General features: G+C 63.2%; 13 protein-coding genes. 8 read left to right on the top strand and 5 right to left on the bottom strand.

Features of this window, described 5'->3' with window-relative positions:
• The first annotated feature begins 132 nt into the window (after nucleotides 1-132).
• From M5G11_RS03475 to M5G11_RS03460, 4 genes are all read left to right on the top strand, one after another.
• Nucleotides 133-2,334 carry a TonB-dependent receptor gene (locus tag M5G11_RS03475; RefSeq protein WP_273909610.1) on the top strand — a complete coding sequence of 734 codons (2,202 nt, stop codon included), beginning with the start codon at nucleotides 133-135 and terminating at the stop codon, nucleotides 2,332-2,334.
• 67 nt (nucleotides 2,335-2,401) lie between these two features.
• A complete protein-coding gene (locus M5G11_RS03470; RefSeq protein WP_273909611.1) occupies nucleotides 2,402-2,971 on the top strand; it encodes a GNAT family N-acetyltransferase in 570 nt (189 codons plus the stop codon).
• 75 nt (nucleotides 2,972-3,046) lie between these two features.
• Nucleotides 3,047-3,916 carry an acyl-CoA thioesterase II gene (tesB, locus tag M5G11_RS03465; protein ID WP_273909612.1) on the top strand — a complete coding sequence of 290 codons (870 nt, stop codon included), beginning with the start codon at nucleotides 3,047-3,049 and terminating at the stop codon, nucleotides 3,914-3,916.
• A complete protein-coding gene (locus M5G11_RS03460; protein WP_273909613.1) occupies nucleotides 3,913-4,503 on the top strand; it encodes an HAD family hydrolase in 591 nt (196 codons plus the stop codon). The genes tesB and M5G11_RS03460 overlap by 4 nt, the downstream gene beginning before the upstream one ends.
• On the opposite strand, the gene M5G11_RS03455 is transcribed toward M5G11_RS03460, so the two are convergent.
• Complete coding sequence (locus M5G11_RS03455; RefSeq protein WP_273909614.1) at nucleotides 4,421-6,490, bottom strand: sensor histidine kinase; 2,070 nt, start codon at nucleotides 6,488-6,490, stop codon at nucleotides 4,421-4,423. The genes M5G11_RS03460 and M5G11_RS03455 overlap by 83 nt on opposite strands.
• A 103-nt stretch (nucleotides 6,491-6,593) precedes the next feature.
• Between M5G11_RS03455 and M5G11_RS03450 the strand changes: the two genes are divergently transcribed.
• Both M5G11_RS03450 and M5G11_RS03445 read left to right on the top strand, forming a co-directional pair.
• Nucleotides 6,594-7,277: a response regulator transcription factor gene (locus tag M5G11_RS03450; protein ID WP_273909615.1), complete on the top strand. Its 684-nt coding sequence runs from the start codon at nucleotides 6,594-6,596 to the stop codon at nucleotides 7,275-7,277.
• Between the two features lie 111 nt (nucleotides 7,278-7,388).
• Complete coding sequence (locus tag M5G11_RS03445; RefSeq protein ID WP_273909616.1) at nucleotides 7,389-10,562, top strand: autotransporter domain-containing protein; 3,174 nt, start codon at nucleotides 7,389-7,391, stop codon at nucleotides 10,560-10,562.
• Between the two features lie 57 nt (nucleotides 10,563-10,619).
• Here M5G11_RS03445 and M5G11_RS03440 read toward each other — a convergent pair whose 3' ends face one another.
• The 3 genes from M5G11_RS03440 to M5G11_RS03430 form a co-directional block, all read right to left on the bottom strand.
• Nucleotides 10,620-13,079: a TonB-dependent siderophore receptor gene (locus M5G11_RS03440; RefSeq protein WP_273909617.1), complete on the bottom strand. Its 2,460-nt coding sequence runs from the start codon at nucleotides 13,077-13,079 to the stop codon at nucleotides 10,620-10,622.
• Between the two features lie 156 nt (nucleotides 13,080-13,235).
• A complete protein-coding gene (locus tag M5G11_RS03435; RefSeq protein WP_273909618.1) occupies nucleotides 13,236-14,183 on the bottom strand; it encodes a FecR domain-containing protein in 948 nt (315 codons plus the stop codon).
• Entirely contained in the window at nucleotides 14,184-14,684 is a 501-nt protein-coding gene (locus tag M5G11_RS03430) for a sigma-70 family RNA polymerase sigma factor (protein WP_273909619.1), read from the bottom strand.
• Nucleotides 14,685-14,834: 150 nt separating this feature from the next.
• Here M5G11_RS03430 and M5G11_RS03425 point away from each other — a divergent pair, with 150 nt between their 5' ends.
• Together M5G11_RS03425 and M5G11_RS03420 are read left to right on the top strand one after the other, a co-directional pair.
• Nucleotides 14,835-15,845, top strand: a complete 1,011-nt coding sequence (locus tag M5G11_RS03425) for a zinc-dependent alcohol dehydrogenase family protein (protein WP_273909620.1) — start codon at nucleotides 14,835-14,837, stop codon at nucleotides 15,843-15,845.
• Between the two features lie 259 nt (nucleotides 15,846-16,104).
• Nucleotides 16,105-17,361 (top strand): aromatic amino acid transport family protein, encoded by a 1,257-nt coding sequence (locus tag M5G11_RS03420; protein WP_273909621.1) that lies wholly within the window; start codon nucleotides 16,105-16,107, stop codon nucleotides 17,359-17,361.
• Nucleotides 17,362-17,370: 9 nt separating this feature from the next.
• Here M5G11_RS03420 and M5G11_RS03415 read toward each other — a convergent pair whose 3' ends face one another.
• The gene (locus tag M5G11_RS03415) at nucleotides 17,371-18,255 is read right to left on the bottom strand and encodes a LysR substrate-binding domain-containing protein (protein WP_273909622.1); all 885 of its coding nucleotides are present in this window, start codon (nucleotides 18,253-18,255) and stop codon (nucleotides 17,371-17,373) included.
• Between the last annotated feature and the right edge of the window lie 23 nt (nucleotides 18,256-18,278).

The raw sequence follows: 18,278 nt of genomic DNA, 5'->3' as shown, positions 1-18,278 counted from the left end.
TTTTAATCGGTACTTGGTAACTAAGTATGTAGAAATAATATGTTACCCGGCGTAAATAATGTAAATGCACTTCGGTTGAGAATAACTCGCAAATAGTATCCGTCCTCACTTTCTCGGTGATGGCACTTAACAATGAAATCCACACACAAATCCTTGCGTCTTTCCGAATCCGGCCAGCTCTGCACGGCCCTGGGGCTGGCGGTGGCGTCCTGGTCGAGCAGCAGCCTTGCCGACACCACGCCAGCGGCACCTACTGAAAAGGCCGCTTCCGTAGAACTGGATGCGCTTGATATCACCGGGAAACAGCATGTTCCTGGCAAGCCTGCGGAAACGTTCAAAGTTGACGCGATGGCGTCGCCAAAGTTCACCGCGCCCCTGCGCGAAACACCCAAGTCGGTCACCATCATCAATGAAGCGTTGATCAAGGAACGCGGTGCCACCTCGCTGGCCGATGTATTGCGCACCACGCCGGGTATTACCCTGGGCGCGGGTGAGGGCGGCACGCCGTTGGGCGATCGACCGTTCATTCGTGGCTTTGAGGCCAGCACCGATATCCAGATCGATGGCCTGCGTGACCTGGGGCGTTCTTCCCACGAAACGTTCAACGTCGAGACCGTGGAAATCCTCAAGGGGCCAAGCTCGGCCTACAGCGGCCGCGGCTCGACCGGGGGCACTATCAACCAGGTCAGCAAGTCCGCCAAGGCCGAGGACTTCATCGCCGGCAGCCTGACACTGGGCACCGACCAACTGCGCCGCGAGACGCTGGATATCAACCAGTACCTGCCCGAGCAGGACCTGGCCCTGCGCTTGAACGCCATGAAGCACGAAGCGGACACCCCAGGCCGCGACCACGTTGAAGTCAGCCGCTGGGGTATCGCCCCGACCGTGACCTGGGGCCTGAGCGGGCCAACCCAGGTCACGGCCAGCTACTACCACCTGGAGTCCGATGACATTCCAGACCAGGGTCACCCGATCTCGCTGATCACCAACAAGCCGGTCAAGGTCGATCGCGACAACTTCTACGGTTTGGTCGATCGCGATTTCCGCAAGACCTCCGCCGATATCGCCACGTTGATCGTCCAGCACGAGTTCAACGACGCCTTCAGCCTGCGCAACACCTTGCGTGGCGGCCGGACCATGCAGAACTACGTGATGAGCCGTCCGGTGTTCGCCAACGTTGCCCAGGAGCAGAATGGCCTGGTGCCGCGCGGCTTCCGCCCGCGCAACGTGGTCAACACCTCGCTGATCAACCAGACCGACCTGTTCGGCACCTTTGCTACCGGTGGCATCAAGCACACCTACGCGGCAGGCCTGGAAGTCAGCCGGGAAACCATCACCGACAAGGACAAGCACGCCGGCAACAACGGCCGCCCGGGTGACCTGTACAACCCCAACCCGCATGACGGCGGCTGGACCCTCACCCCGGGCACCAACCAGGTCACCGGCAAGTACCAGACCGATGTGAAGTCGCTGTATGCCTTCGATACCCTGGGCCTGCACGAACAGTGGGACCTCAACCTGGGCCTGCGCTATGACGATTACGACGTGAAGAACCGCGTCGCCGGTGGTGCCGAGTCCAACAGCGAATTGTGGAACTACCAGGTCGGCATCGTCTTCAAGCCGCTGCCCAACGGTGCGATCTACCTGTCCTACGGCACCTCGTCCAACCCATCCGGCGAGAACACCCAGTCGGGCGGCGCCGACGGTGCTGGCGCGGGCAACCTCAATGGCAACAAGGCCAACCTCGACCCGGAAAAATCCCGCAGCATCGAGCTGGGCACCAAGTGGGACGTGTTCAACGAGCAGTTGTCGCTGACGGCGGCGGTGTTCCGTACCGAGAAAACCAATGCGCGGGTCAATGATCCACTGACCGGCCTGGTGGTAATGGACGGTGATCAGCGGGTAACCGGGCTTGAGCTCGGCGCTTCGGGGCGGATTACCGATGCTTGGGCGCTGTGGGCCGGCTACACCTACCTGGACGCTGAAGTGCTCAAGTCCGGTGGCAACGGCGACAACGACGGCAACCAGTCCAAGTTCATCGCACCGAACAGCCTCAGCCTGTGGACCTCGTACGATATCGACGCGCGCTGGACCGTCGGTGCCGGGGCCAACTACATGGACGAGCGCTACATGAACGACGCCAACACCGTCACCCTCGACAGCTACTGGCGCTACGACGCGATGGTCAACTACAAGGTCAACAAGAACCTCGACCTGCAGGTCAACGTGCTCAACCTGACCGACGAGACCATCTACGATGCCTCCCATGTCGGCCTGTTCGCCACGGTCGCTCCAGGCCGTTCGGCTGAACTGACTGCCAATTTCCGCTTCTAGGACCTGGCATCGCCTCATTGCCTGCCTACGCTATAAACTGCAGGGCAGTAGATACCCGGAGCAGGCAATGACCCCCATTCTCGAACTGGAGAGCGCGCGGCTGCTGCTGCGCCAGTGGCAGGACGACGACCTCAACGAGTTCGCCGCGCTGTGCGCCGACCCGCAAGTGATGCGTTATTTCCCGGCGCCCCTGACGCGCCTGGAAAGTGCCGCGCTGATCGGCCGTGTCCGTGGTCATTTCAATGAGTACGGGTTCGGCCTGTGGGCCCTTGAACGCAAGGACACCGGGGCCTTCATCGGCATGACCGGGCTGCTCAACGTAAGCTTCGACGCCGATTTCGCGCCCGCCGTGGAGATCGGCTGGCGCCTGGCCCGGCGTCACTGGGGCCTGGGCTTTGCCAGCGAGGCGGCCTGGACCAGCCTGCGCTGCGCCTTTGCCCAGTTGGGCCTGGACCAGGTGGTGTCGTTTACCACCCGGGCCAACCAGCCGTCGCAGAAGGTCATGCAGTCGATCGGCATGCAGGCCGACCCTGGCGGCGACTTCGAACACCCCAAGCTCGACCCCGGCCACCCCTTGCGCCCGCATGTGTTGTACCGGATCAACCGTGCCCAGTGGCAGGCCACCCTGCGCGGCTGAATCAGCGAACATAACGGCCGGCAATGACAAACCCTGTATCATTTGCGCCCTGAGCCTTGCTTTGGAGAATCTCGAATGAGCCACGTGTTGGACGATCTGGTCGACCTGCTGAGTCTGGAAGCGATTGAAGAAAACCTGTTCCGCGGCCGTAGCCAGGACCTGGGCTTTCGCCAGCTGTATGGCGGTCAGGTGCTGGGCCAATCACTGTCGGCCGCCAGCCAGACAGTAGAGGAGGCGCGCCATGTGCATTCATTGCACGGCTACTTCCTGCGCCCGGGCGATGCGTCCATGCCGGTGGTGTACTCGGTGGACCGTGTGCGTGATGGCGGCAGTTTCAGTACCCGCCGGGTCACTGCGATCCAGAAGGGCAACCCGATCTTCACGTGCAGTGCATCGTTCCAGTATGACGAGGAAGGTTTCTCGCACCAGGAGCCGATGCCGGCTGTGGTCGGGCCGGAAAACCTGCCCTCGGAAGTGGAGCTGGCCAAGCTGATGGCCGACCGCCTGCCCGAGTCGATTCGCGACAAGATGCTGTGCGCCAAGCCCATTGAGATCCGCCCGGTGACGGCGCAAGACCCGTTCAACCCCAAGCCGGATGAGCCGGTCAAATACGTGTGGTTCCGCGCCGACGGCACGCTGCCGGACTCGCAGGCCCTGCACAAGTACATGCTCGCCTATGCCTCGGACTTCGGTTTGCTGACCACCTCGCTGCTGCCGCATGGCAAGTCGGTGTGGCAGAAGGATATGCAGGTCGCCAGCCTCGACCATTCGCTGTGGTTCCACGGCAACCTGCGCGCCGATGACTGGCTGCTGTATGCCATGGACAGCCCTTGGGCAGGCAATGCCCGTGGCTTCTCGCGCGGCAATATCTTCAACCGGGCCGGGCAACTGGTGGCATCGTCGACTCAGGAAGGCCTGATCCGTCATCGCAAGGACTGGTCATGAGCCTCGCGCAGATTCGCCATTGGGTGTTCGACATGGACGGCACCCTGACGGTGGCCGTGCACGACTTCGCGGCCATCCGCGAGGTGCTCGGGATTCCGCCCGAGGACGACATCCTCACCCACCTGGCAGCGCTGCCCGCCGAGGAAGCGGCGGCCAAGCATGCCTGGCTGCTGGAGCATGAACGCGACCTGGCGATTGCCTCGCAGCCGGCCACCGGCGCGGTCGAGCTGGTGCGCGAGCTGCACGGTCGCGGGGTTGCCCTGGGCATCCTTACGCGCAATGCGCGCGAGCTTGCGCACGTGACGCTGGAGGCCATCGGCCTGGCGGACTGCTTCCCGGTCGAGACGATCATTGGGCGTGACGAGGCGTTGCCCAAGCCCAGCCCCGATGGTTTGCTGAAACTGGCCCAGGCCTGGCAGGTTGCCCCGCAGCAGATGGTGATGGTCGGCGACTACCGTTTCGACCTGGACTGCGGGCGTGCCGCTGGCGCCCGCACGGTGCTGGTCAACCTGCCGGCCAATCCATGGCCGCAGCTGACGGACTGGCATGCACGTGATTGTGCGGCGTTGCAGCGGATGCTGGGCTGAGCCATAAGCGGAACAGCACTGGCTGCGCACCACCGGCACTGAGCAGGGCGACGTCGCCGCCGTGCATCTGCGCGATGCGCTTGACCAGGTAGAGCCCCAGGCCCGCGCCGGGGCTCACCAGGGCCTGGCGCCCACGGTAGTACTTCTGGAACAGCCGATTCTGTTCGTCCTCGGGGATCGGCTCGCCCGGGTTGCTGACCTCCAGCCACAGGCAGTCGCGTGCATCCAGGCCCACCCGCACGGCGATGGGCTGGTGCGCCGGGGCATGCCGGTCGGCGTTGGCCAGCAGGTTGCGCACGGCCACCCGCAACAGGCCCTGATCGCACTGCCAGTGCGCCTCGGCCAGGGTGCACTCGACCTGCACGCGGCCTGGGTCAAACTCGCATTCCACACTGCGCAACAACGCCGGCAAGTTGCACGCGCTCAGTTGCAACTCGGGCCGCGTCTCGGCCATGCGGTCGTGATCCAGGTAGTCATCGACCAGCGCCAGCAGGCGCCCGACCGCTTCGCGAATGTTTACGCAGCGTCGCTGGTTCTTTTCCAGCGGGGCGTCGAGGTTGCGCGCCAGTTGCTGCGCCGAGGTGCTGATCACCGCCAGCGGTGTGCGGAACTCATGGGACACCATGGCGACGAAGTCGCGTTGCTGGGCCTGCAGGCTGAGCTGCTGGGTCAGGGCCTCGCGCAGTTCCACTTCGAGGCGCTGGCGTTGGTCGATCTCTTCGCGCAGCTCCTGCGTGCGACGCTGCACTTCGGCCTCCAGGCGCTCGTTCTGGCGCAGGGCCAGTTCCGCAGCTTCGGCCTGGGTGCGTTCCGCAGCGCTCTTGAGCTGCTGGTAATGGTTGATGATGTGCAGGCTCATCAGGGCCATGTGCAGCAGGGTGCCGATGGCCGAGGCATGGTCGGTCCAGAAGGTGATCGGCACGTACCCCAGGTTGCGCAGGAAGCTGATCACCACGCCCGCATAAAACACGCCAAACGCCAACAGGTAGAAACGCGCTGGTGCATGGCCGCGCCAGTACAGCCACACGGCCAGGCTGACGAATATCGGGATCAGCAACAGGATCGTGCCTTGCACCATCTGTGCGGCAGCGCCGTAGTGACCGGCCAGGGTGACGATCGCACCGCTGATGCCGATCAACCAGGTGAGGCCCTGAAGGCTGCGGAAACTGCGCGGGAACAGCGCTTGCAGTTTCAGCTGGCGCCCGGCGAAGGTCACCCCGATCGGCAGGCTCAGGGCGATGCCGACACCCAGCAGCGGGTCGCTGACGCCGACGGACAAGCCGAGCAGTTGCTGCGGCAGGCCGATGGTCAGGCCCTCGATCCACACGCAGGACATCACATAAAGCAGGTACCAGCCGCTTTCCGGCACCTTGGTGATGCGCCAGAACGCCGTATGGAAAATGATCAGCAACAGGTAGAAGCCGAAGTACAGGCCGTAGCCGAGAAATTCGCGGCGGGTGTTGTCGGCGAAGATTGCCTGCGGCGAGAGCTCGACCCCCACCGACAGGGCATTCTTGCTTTGCAGGCGCAGGAGGATGTCCTGTTGCCCGGTCTGCTCGAACTTCAACGGGAAGGCGGCGGTGCGGTAGCGTACTTGCCAGAGCGCGCGCGGCAGGTTTTCCCCCGCCCGCGACTCGCGCCAACTGCCCGGGCCCGTGGGCAGGTACAGGCGCACGTCGTCGAGCAGGGCATTGCTCAGGCGCAGTATCCACGGGTCTGGCGCGTTGCCGACGTAGGTCACCGGCACTTTCAGCCAGATCGTGCTGTGGCTGAAGCCGGCGCTCAGGCCTGCGGGCAACGGGCGCCAGCCCTGGGCATGCGCGGCTTGTTCAGGTGTCAGCAGGCCATCCGGGTCGTCCAGGCGTTGCAGGCTGCCGGCAGCGTTCAGTGGGGTCAGGCGATCATCCAGGCGCAGCTCGCCGGCCTGCACGCCAAGGCAGGTAAAACACAGCAGGACGAAGGCCAGCAGGGCAGAGGACAGGTTCATGGGGCGGCACATTAGCATGACTTTTTCAGCGCACCTGCAGCCCGTTGCAGATGCTGAGAAATGCTCAGGTAAACCGGGCGGGTGATTGGGTAGACTGGCGCGCATGACCGACCTGATTCTGCTTGAAGACGAACCCGTGCTGGCCCAGGAACTGTTCGAGTTCCTGGAGGAGTGCGGCTATCGAACCGAGGTCGCCGCCGACCTGGCGCAGTTCGCCCAAGTGTTCGATGCGCAGCGTCATGGCCTGGCGGTGATCGACCTGAACCTGCCCGATGGCGATGGCCTGGACTTGATCCGGCGCATGCGCGAGAGCGGCCATCGGCTAGGCATTGTCGTGCTGACCGCACGCGGCACCACGCGCGAGCGAATTGCCGGGCTGGGTGGCGGAGCGGATTACTACCTGAGTAAAGGCTGCGACCTCGATGAACTGGCTGCCGTGCTTTGTGCACTGGAGCGCCGCTTGCAATTCGACGGGCACGACGAGTTGTGGCGCCTGGACTGGCGGCCACGTCGCTTGCTGGTGCCTGGCGGTGAGGCGGTGCGCCTGTCGCAGCAAGACCTGCTGGTGCTCAACACGCTGATGGCGCAGGCCGGGAAGGTGGTCAGCCGGCAGCAGATCGTCGAAGCGCTCGGTGAAAGCTACCTGGACTACGACCAGCGCCGGCTCGACACGCAGATGCGCCGCCTGCGCCGCAATATCGAAGAAGCCAGCGGCCAGGTGCTGCCGGTCAAGACCCTGCGCAATGCCGGGTACTGTTTCTACTCGCCGGCGCGCATCGTGCTCTGAACACCCAGCGACGCCCTCGGGAATCGCTCAGATTTGCTCGATTCTGCCCGATGCCACCACGGTTAATTTGCGCGCCCTCGACAGTCATCGAATTCTAGGGAGCAACGCGCGATGAACGCATCTTATCGTCTGGTCTGGTCTGCTGGCCGCCAGGCCTTTGTGGTGGCTGATGAACACGCCAAGGCGGGCGGCAAACGCACCGGCCGTACGCGCGCCATCCTGGCCGGCCTGGGGCTGGCAATGGCCTGTGCTCCGCTGTTTGCGGCCGACCGCTGCACGGCGCTCAACAACGTCATCAGTTCAGGCGCGCCTACCCATGATGTCTGCGAGCTGAGCGCTGCAGAAAGCCTGGAAGTCACCGAGACCGGGAACCTTGAGTCCCAGGACACGAGCGTTTACATCCTCGACGCCAAGGGCGGGCGGATCGTCAATGCTGGCCAGATCTTTTCCATGCAGGGGTCGGGCATCGTGATCAGGGTCAATGATGCGTTGCAGCCTGCGCTGATCGGGTTCATCAACCGGAGCAACGCGCTGATCCATGGTGGCCGTTTCGGCATGGATGCGAGCAATGCCCACTTCAGTGAGTTCACCAACGACGGCACCATCAGCACTACCAATGGTTTTGGCGTGATTCTCTCCGACTCGCAGGTCAGCGGCAGCCTGGTCAACAACGGTTCACTGCTGGGTGAGGCGGATGCGCTGGCACTGCGTGGTGTGAGCATTGAGCAGAATCTCGTCAATACCGACGGTGCCCAGATGGTCGCGAGCAACGCGGACAGTTCCTGGGCGGCACTGAACCTGGCGGACAGCAGCAAGGTCGGCGGCGATCTGATCAACGCGGGCAACATAAATGGCGCGAGCGGTGGGATTCGCGTGTACCGGAGCACGATTGGCGGCACCCTGTTCAACGTGGGATCGATCATCAGTGGCGCGCAGGGCATCGACCTGGAGCAGTCCGTCATCAAGGGTGACCTCATCAACCGGGGCAGCGTGCTGTACGACACGCAAAACAACCTGCAAGGCGATGGCATCGAACTGACCGATGCAACCCTTGAGGGTACCTTTGTCAACAGCGGCCAGATCGTGGGCGGCGACGATGGCCTGGGCATTTTCTCCAGCGATCAGGGTAGCCGGATCAAGGGCGACGTACTCAACAAAGAGGACGCTGTGCTGATGGGTGAAGACGACGGCATCGACATGGAGGACAGCGTGATCGACGGCACGCTGAGCAACGCCGGCACGATTGCCGGGCGGACCAGCAACGGTATCGAGGTCAGTGACAGTCGCATTGGCCAATTGAGCAATTTTGGCAGCATTGAAGGGCCGAACGTCGGCATCCTGCTCAAGCGCAGCGTCGTGGCCGGGGGCATCGATATTCATGGCCGCGTGATGGGCGGCAAGTATGCGCTGCAGTTTGTCGAGGGCAGTGTCGCTGACGTCACCGTGCACGGGGTGGGGCAGTTGATGGGTGATGTCGATGCACAGAACAGCCAGCTGACCCTGGCCAGTGATAGCCGTTTCAGCAACAACAACGCCATCGCGGTCCAGGGTATGACCCTCGCCAAAGGCGCCATGATGGAGCTGAGGACAGGGGCGTCTGCTTCCGGCAACCTCTCGTCAGGGATCACGGTGGGCGAGCAGGGCTTTCTCAACAACGGCACGTTGAGGATCGTGCCGGGTGAGCAGGGCGTCATCCATGGCAACTACCGGCAAAGTGCCGATGGTGTGTTGAATGTGCTGGTGCGGGACAATCAGCAGTTCGGCAGGCTTGAAGTGGATGGCATTGCCACGTTCGCCAGCGGTTCGGCGATAACGGTTGATGTGGAGGATCCGCAGTTCAAGTTCAGTGTGGCTGCCTTGAACAATGTCGTGTCCGCCCGTGAGCTGGTCAGCGATGGCACCTTCCGGGTAACTGACAACTCGCTGCTGTTCAACTTCGCTGCGATCAAGAACGGCAATGCCATCGACCTGACGCTGGCTTCCGCCGTGGTCAAGCCGGTAGAGCCGGAGAAGCCCGTTGATCCGGTCAAGCCAGTGGAACCGCAGAAGCCTGTCGAGCCAGTCAAGCCGGTAGAGCCAGAGAGGCCTGTCGAGCCGGTCAAGCCGGTAGAACCGGAGAAACCCGTCGAGCCAATCAAGCCTGTCGAGCCGGAAAAACCGAGCAAACCTGCGGTGTCGGCCGAGTCAGTAGTGCTGGGCCTGGCCAACCATCCCGCGGCACCGGCTGCCCGCGTGCTGGATGCAACCTTTGCCAGCAACCCGACCGGCGAGTTGGCCAGTCACTTTGTCGGCCTGAGCACAGAGCAGCAGGTGTCTGACGCCGTGACCCAGAGCTTGCCGCTCTTGGTGGGTGGTTCGCAGATGGCCACCAGCAACACCCTCTCGGGCGTCAATCGGGTGGTGCAGGCGCGTCAGGACAGCCTGCGCGGAATGTCTTCAGGCGAGGTGACGCCGGGCGAGGAGAACGTTTGGATCAAACCGTTCGGCTCCTGGGCCGACCAGCAGGCGCGCAGTGGTGTCAGCGGCTTCGATGCCAACACCCAGGGCCTGGCGCTGGGTGCGGATGCGGCGGTCTCGGAAAATGCCCGCCTGGGCCTGGCCTTTGCCTATGCCCGTAGCGACATCGACAGCGATTCGTCCGTTGCGCGCCAGAGCATGAAGATCGATACCTTCCAGCTGATCGGCTATGGCAGCTACGCCCTGGCCGAACACACCGAGTTGAACCTGCAGCTGGATGTCGGCCGGCACAATAACGAAGGCAAGCGCCATATGCCGTTCGCCGAGGCCACCGCCAAGGCGGATTACCACAGCACCAGCGCGCATGCCGGTGTTGGCCTGGCGCACACGCTGCGGTTGAGCGAGCAACTGGAGTTCGTGCCGTCGGTGCGCCTGGACTACACCTGGATCGGCGACGAGGCCTATCGCGAGAAGGCCGCCGGGGCGCTGAACCTCAAGGTTGATAGCCGCGATGCCGAAGCGTTGCTGCTGGGTACGGAAGGCCGCTTCAACTATGACCTGGGCCACAACACCGTGCTCAGTGCCAGCCTGGGGGTCGGCTACGACATGATCAACGAGACCACGGCGATCACCTCGACCTACGCCGGCTCGCCGGATGCGGCGTTCACCACCCGTGGCCTGGACCCGAGCCCATGGCTGGGCCGTGTCGGGCTGGGCGTCAGCCATACCCTGGATAACGGCACCGAGTTGAGCCTGCGCTACGACGCCGAATCGCGTAGCGACTTCCTCAACCAGGGGGCTGCGATCAAGGCACGCTGGGCGTTCTGATGTGCTAAAAAAAGCCCCCGGCAGCCAGGCTGTCGGGGGCTTTTTCATGGGTGCGGTTTAGAAGTTCCAGCGGGTGGTCAGCATCAGGTTGCGTGGCTCACCGTTGTAGGTGGTGTTGAAGTTGCCCAGGCCGGTGAGGTAGCGCTTGTCGAACACGTTGTTGGCGTTGAGCGTGAAGCTCAAATGCTCGTCGTATTCATAGCGGGTCATCAGGTCGACCAGGGTGTAGCCGCCTTGCTTGATCCGCGTGTTGTCGTTCAGCGTTGGGCTGTAGATGTTGCCGTAGAACGCACCTTGCCAGTTCACACCGCCACCGACAGTCACCTTGTCCAAGACGCCCGGCAGGCGATAGGTGGTGAAGACCCGCACCAGATGCTCAGGCTTGGTGGTGGTCATCGGATAGCCGAAAATGCGCTGCTCATCGGCGTCGCGGGTACGGGCGTAGGTGTAGCCCGCCGAGAGGTTCCAGCCGTCCTGCAACTCACCGGCAACTTCCAGCTCCAGGCCTTGGGTGGTTGCGCCGCTGATGGCCCGGTAGATGCCTTCGTTGGTGTTCGGGTTGGTGCCGATCGATTCGGCCAGGTTTTCCTGGTCCATACGGAACAGCGCCAGGCTCGCATTCAGCCGGCCATCCAGGTACGCCGCCTTCAGGCCGGTTTCGTAGCTGTCGCCTTCCACCGGGGCGAGCGTGGCGCCATTGCTGTCCTTGTACACCTGCGGCTGGTAGATCTTGGTGTAGCTGGCGTACACCGAGTAGGTCTCGTCCAGGTCATAGACCACGCCGGCGTAAGGGGTGACCACGCCGTGTTCCTTGTAGCCGGTCTGGCTGTCCTGGAAGTTGATGTTCTTCCCGTCGTAGTCGTAGTCGCTGTCGTATTTGAACGTGCTGACGCGGGTGCCGAGAATGACCGACAGATCATCGGTGGGGCGCAGACGGGTGGCCAGGTAAGCGCCGTTCTGGCGCTTGGTCTCTTCATACTTGCCGTTCTTCGGGAAGTCCGGCACGCCGATATGGCCCTTCCAGTCAAAGATATTGCCCGGTACCAGGCCGGATTGGCCGGTGTCCCAGGTTGCGCCGGTCTGGCGTGAATTCGAGGTCATGAAACCGGCGACCAGATCGTGCTCGCGACCCAGCAGGGTGAAGGGGCCGGACAGGTTGATGTCGGCGGTGTTCTGCACCCGATGACCTTCCCAGCGGCCCCAGTAGAAGAACATCCCTTCACCCGTGGCGCGGTCCGGATTGCCGCCGCTGGCGGAGGCCAGGCGAGTGTCGTGGTCGGTGACCATCTGGTTGACGCTGAGCTTGAGCTTCCAGTCGTTGGCCAGGGCCTGTTCGAGGGTGGCGAAATAAGTGCGGCTCTGGAAGTCACGCCGGCTCCAGTCGGCGCCGGGGTTGAACGAGCGCGAGAAGTCGGTGCGCCCGCCGTCGCTGAAATACACCGGGTTGCCGGTCCAGGTACTGCCACGCGGGGTGGTGGTCTGCTGGTCGATGCCCACGCTGAGCAGGGTGTCGGGGCTGAGGTCGGCTTCGAGGATGCCGTAGTAGACCTCTTTGCTCAGTTGATAGTGATCCTGGTAGGAGCCGCGATCCTGTTTTGCACCGACGAAGCGCCCGCGCAAGGTGCCCTCGTTGTTCAGTGGGCCGGAGATGTCGCCTTCGCCACGGTAGTTGTCCCAGTAGCCGGCGCTACCGGTCAGCGAGGCCTGGAAGGTGGCGGTGGGTTTCTTGCGGATCAGGTTGACCGTGGCCGAAGGCTCGCCGGAGCCGGTCATCAGGCCCGTGGCGCCCTTGAGCACTTCGACGCGGTCGTAGGTGGCCATGTCGACGTGGGTGGTGCCTTCGTCGTACACGTCGCTGTAGACGGTGTTGACGCCATCGTACTGGTAGTTGGTGATCGCCATGCCGCGGGTCGAGAACTCGGTGCGGTCGCTGTCGTAGGACTGTGCCGAGACACCGGGCGTCGTGCGCAGGACGTCGGCGATGCTCTGGGCGCCTTTGTCGTCCATCTGCTGGCGGGTGATCACGGTAACCGTTTGTGGGGTTTCACGGATCGACAACGGCAGCTTGGTGGCGGTGCGGGTGGCTGCGGTGGTGTACGACCCGGTGTGCTCGCTGGACTCGCCCAGCAGTTGGCTGTTGATGCTGGTTGCCCCCAACTCCAGCGCCGCGCCGTTGCTGGAGGGCACCAGCACATAGCCGCCATTGGACTGACGCTGGGCTTGCAGGCCGCTGCCTGCCAGCAGGCGCGCGAGGCCGTCGTCCACCGAGAAATTGCCTTGCAGCCCATTGGACTGCTGGCCCTGGGTTTGCCGGGCGTCGAACGACAGGGTGATGTTGGCGCGGGTGGCGAACAGGCTCAGTGCAGTCCCCAACGGCCCTGGAGCAATCTGGAAGTTCAGGCTGGCGCTTTGCGCCATGGCCTGGCCGGGCAGGGCCGCGAGGAGTGCGGCGGGCGCCAGGGTCAGGCCGAACAATGCCAGGTGAACGGCGCGAACCAGGGGGCGAGGTGAGGGCATGCAGGTGTTTCCTTCCGATGGCTGGCAGAAAGGCGACTCGAAGTGGTCGCGTTACCTGCGTAGCCGATTGAGAATGGAAATCGGCAACCTTCTGTGTGAATAATTTTTCGCGGTTGCCTGCCGCCTTTGGGAGCCCTGGCGGCAGCGGCGACACACTCACGCCGGCTCGATGCTGACCCAATACCGCGTCATGTAGCGAACCCGTACCGGCAGTGACGCCCCCAGGTTCTCCAGGATGGTGTCGCTGTCATCCACCCGAAACGCCCCGGACAAGCGCAAGTCGGCAATGCCCTCGGCGCAGCGCAGTACGCCTGGGCGATAGCGGCGCAGTTCATTGACGAAGTCACCCAGGCGCCACTCGATCACCGTCAGCATGCCCTGGGTCCAGGCATCGCTGCCGGGGGCCATTGGCAGTGCTGCTTCGATCTGCTGGCGATCAAAACGCACGCTTTGCCCCTGTTCCAGGCGCAACGCTTGCAGCGGCTGCTCGGCGGGGCGTACCTCGACGGCGTGCGCCTGCACACTGACGGTGCTGCGGCCCTGCTCGCTGCGCACGCAGAAGGTGGTGCCCAGCGCGCGTATCCGCCCTTCAGCGGTTTGCACGATGAAGGGCCGGCCTCGCGGATCACTGGCGGTCTGCACGCGGATCTCACCGTTGTGCAGCTTCAGCAGGCGCAGGTCGGCATCAAAGTCGACGTCCACGGCCGTGTCGGTATTGAGGGTCAGCTGGCTGCCATCCTTGAGGCGAAACTCGCGCCGCTCACCGGTGCGCGTGCGCAGGTCGGCCATGAACGTCTGGCCGACCGGGCTTTGCCGTACGGCCCAGGTGCTGCAGCCGGCGGCGAGCAGCACCGCGAGGGTCTTGAGCACGGCACGGCGGCGGGCACGCACACCGGCAAGCGTCGGCAGGGCGACATCGCTGGGTAAACGGCTGAATTGCTGTTGCAGTTTTTCGACCCGCGTCCAGGCCTGGACGTGCGCCGGGTTCTGCTCCAGCCACTGCTGCCAGGCCTGCATTTGCGCATCGCTGGGCGGCGCGGCATTGAGCTGGACGTACCAACTGGCAGCGGCTTCGAGGGTCTGGTAATCCAGGGGCTGGGCCATTCAGTCGTCCGTCAGCAGCAGGCAGTGGGTCATGGCGCGGATCAGGTGTTTTTTCACCGTGGTTACCGACACGCCGTGGCGTTGCGCGACCGTCACATAGTTCAGGCCCTCGAGCTGCACGGCGAGAAAGATCTGCCGTGTGCGCTCGCCCAGGCCATCGAGCAATGTGTCGATGGCCACCAGGGTTTCGAGGATCAGCACGCGGGTTTCCGGGGACTCGGCAACGCGTTCGGGGCGGCTTGCCAGCTCGCTCAGATACGCCTGCTCGAGTGCCTTGCGGCGGAACTTGTCGACCATCAACGCATGGGCGATGGCTCCCAGGTAACTGCGTGGCTCGCGGATCGGCTGGGCGTTGCGCGAGGTCAGCACACGCATGAAGGTGTCCTGGGCCAGGTCGGCAGCATCGCTGGCATTGCCCAGGCGGCTGCGCAGCCAGTTTTTCAACCAGCCGTTATGTTCGTTGTACAAGGCATGCAGGGTGGCGTGATCAGGTGCAGACATGGCGGCACAACCAATGCAGTAATTGATAATTAGTCGCATTATCGTGGCTTGCGCGAGGATTGTGCAAGGCCCGGCGCTTGACCTGGGCCAGGGTGGGGCAAAGACTGCTACGCACTGTGCTCCCCCAACGGCTCTAACCAGGAGGTTCCAATGACCAGCAAGGCCATCTACGTAAACACCGGCGGCGGATATGACCAGGTAACGCTTGGCACCTGCGAGGCGGCCGCGCCGGGCGTCGGTGAAATCACCGTGCGCCTGCACGCCAACTCGCTCAACTACCACGACTTCGCAGTGGTCAGCGGCATGTGGGGGCCGAGTGCGCCACGTATCCCGATGGCCGACGGCGCGGGTGAAGTGGTGGCCGTAGGGGCGGGTGTCAGCGAGTTTGCCATTGGCGATGCGGTGGTGAGCACGTTCTTCCCGGACTGGATCGACGGCGAGCCATTGGTCGAAGGGTTTGCCACGGTGCCGGGTGACGGCATCGATGGCTATGCGCGTGAGCGCGTCACCGCACGCGCCACCTCGTTCACCCATGCACCAAAGGGTTACAGCCACGCCGAAGCGGCTACCTTGACTACCGCCGGCCTTACCGTCTGGCGCGCGCTGATGGCTGATGATGCGCTCAAGCCGGGCGATAGCGTGCTGGTGCAGGGTACTGGCGGGGTGTCGATTTTCGCCCTGCAATTTGCCAAGTTGGCCGGGGCAACAGTGATTGCCACCTCGTCCAGCGATGCCAAGCTCGAACGCCTGAAGGCGCTCGGCGCCGACCATCTGATCAACTACCGCAGCACCCCGGCCTGGGGTGAAAAGGTCCGCGCGCTGACCGGTAACCGGGGTGTTGATCATGTGATCGAAGTCGGCGGCCCGGCGACCCTGGAGCAGTCGATGATCGCCGCGCGCATTGGTGGGCATATCTCGCTGATCGGCATTCTGACCGGTGTTGCCGGCCAGTTGCCGCTGGTCCAGGCGCTGGTGCGGCAGATCCGCCTGCAGGGTGTGCTGGTCGGTAGCCGCGCCCAGCAACAGGCGATGGTGCGCGCCATCGATGCGAATGGCTTGCGCCCGGTGATCGACAAATCCTTTGCGCTGGAGCAGATCGTCGATGCGTTCAAATACCAGGAAAGCAACCAGCACTTCGGCAAGATCTGTTTGACAATCTGAACGGATTTTCCCACGGTCAGACCCGACATTGGTCGGGCTTGACCCATTGTCTTTACAGCTCAACCGCTCTAGGTAAATACATTCGTAGGAATTTACGCATTTTACGTTCAGACAATTCTGAATGTTATTTCAAACGCTGTGTGTGATATTTTGCCCGCCGCTCGAATAATCCATGGCACAGCGCGCCCGCCAGGACAGCGCTGTGACGCATCGCTTTGATGCAGCCGGTAATAAATATAAATACGCAGTGAGTGTGATCATGAGTGGAACCCCCAACGCCGCCGTGGGTGGCGCAGTTCAGGCCGAACATGACCAATCGTCAGGTCTGGAGGTCAAGCGGCTTACGTTCGTCGAAGCCGTTGCAATGATTGTCGGCACCAATATCGGTGCCGGCGTCCTGTCCATGGCCTATGCCAGTCGCAAGGCGGGCTACATGCCGCTGCTGCTGTGGCTGGCGGTGGCCGGTGTGTTCACCACCATTTCCATGCTCTACGTTTCCGAGACCGCGCTGCGTACCCGCAGCCATCACCAGCTGAGTGGCCTGGCGCAGCGCTATGTCGGCTCGTTCGGCGCCTGGGCGATCTTCCTCTCGGTAGCGGTCAACAGCATCGGCGCGCTGATCGCCTACATGAGCGGCAGCGGCAAGATCCTCAGCGAATTCTTCGGCATCAGCCCCGCGCTGGGCAGCCTGCTGTTCTTCGCCCCGGCCGCATTGGTGCTGTACCTGGGCCTGAAAGCGATCGGCAAGGGTGAGAAGTTCATCAGCATCGGCATGGTCTCGATGACCGTGGTGCTGGTGGTTGCCACGCTGATTCACGAGAACACCAACTTCGGCAACCTCCTCGAAGGCAGCTGGGTGTACATGATCCCGGTGTTCAACATCGCGGTGTTCTGCTTCTCGGCCCAGTATGTGGTACCGGAAATGGCCCGTGGTTTCAGCCATGCACCCAAGCGCCTGCCGGTGGCGGTGATTACCGGCATGGTGATCACCTTCATCCTGCTGGCCATCGTGCCGCTGTCGGTGATCTCGCTGACCGGCCTGGAAAACCAGTCTGAAGTGGCGACCCTGGCCTGGGGCCAGGCGCTGGGCCAGTGGGCGTTCTACACCGCCAACACCTTCGCCTTGTGCGCCATGATGACCTCGTACTGGGGCCTGGGCGGCAGCTTCCTGACCAACATCTTCGACAAGTTCCCCAAGCTGGGCTCCGAGAGCAACCCGAAAAATCGCCTGATGGTGCTCGCCATCGTCTGCCTGCCGCCGTTTGTGCTGGCTTACAGCGGCATGGTCGGCTTTGTCAGCGCGCTGTATTTCGCCGGCGTGTTCAGCGGCGTGATTCTCTCGATCATGCCGATCCTGATGCTGCGCTCGGCGCGCAAGAACGGTGATATCGAGCCGGCCTGGCAGTGTGGCTGGATCGCGCACCCGGCATTGCAGGCGATGGTTGTCGTGCTCTACCTGTGCAGCATGGCCTACGCGATCTGCAGCGCCCTGGGCTGGTTGCCTTCGGGCTGGTAAGCCGACGGCCTAGATCTGTGCCAGCAGCCAGCTGCGAAACGCCCGCAACGACGGCAATGCCTCGTTGCGCGGCGGGTAGATCAGGTAGTAGCTGCGCTGGCTGGCAAAAGGCACGCAGGGGCTGATCAGCTCGCCGCTGGCCAGCTCTTCCTCGACCAGGATGCGTGGCACCAGGCCAATACCGATGCCGGCGCGCACTGCCTGGATCAGGTGGGAGGTCAGCTCGAAGCTCGGCCCAATGCGCATGGCCTTGTGCGGCAAATGATGATGGCTGAACCATTCACCCCAGGCCGTGGGGTTGTTGGCGACGTTGAGCAGCATCTGCTCGCCGAGCTGTTCTGGCGTCCATCCCAGGCAGCTGGCGGCCACTTCCGGTGCCAGGATCACTACCAGTTCTTCGGCATGCAGCCGATGGCAGACCAGCCCCGGCAGGTCGCCGCTGGCCACGCCGATGGAGGCGTCGATGCCGCTGGTTTCGAAGTCGATGGCTTCGATGCGCGAGTTGATGTGCACCAGCATGCCTGGGTGGGCCTTGTAGAAATCGTGCAGCCGCGGCAACAGCCATTTCGAACCAAAGGTCGGCAAGGTCGCCAGGTGCAGGGTGCCGCCCCCGGACTGGTAGGCCATGGCCTGCAATGTGGCACTGCGAATGCGCCCGAGCGCTTCACTCATCTCCCGCTGGTACAGCCGACCGACGTCCGTCAGTTGCACCTGGCGGCCCTCGCGGCGGAACAGCGTCAGCCCCAATTGCTGCTCCAGCGCCTGCACCTGCCGGCTCACGGCGCTTTGCGTCAAAGACAGCTCTGCCGCAGCGCGGGTATAGCTTTCATGTCGGGCGGCAGCCTCGAAGGCCAGCAGCAATGACATGGACGGAGTGAGGTGGCGGTAATTCATTCGTAAAGCTCATCAATAGCGGC

Origin of the sequence: Pseudomonas fontis, assembly GCF_028656955.1 — a bacterium.
In the GTDB taxonomy this organism is placed as follows: Bacteria; Pseudomonadota; Gammaproteobacteria; order Pseudomonadales; family Pseudomonadaceae; genus Aquipseudomonas; species Aquipseudomonas fontis.
The sequence above is the reverse complement of the archived record's forward strand: the minus strand, read 5'-3'. Positions and strand labels throughout refer to the sequence as shown.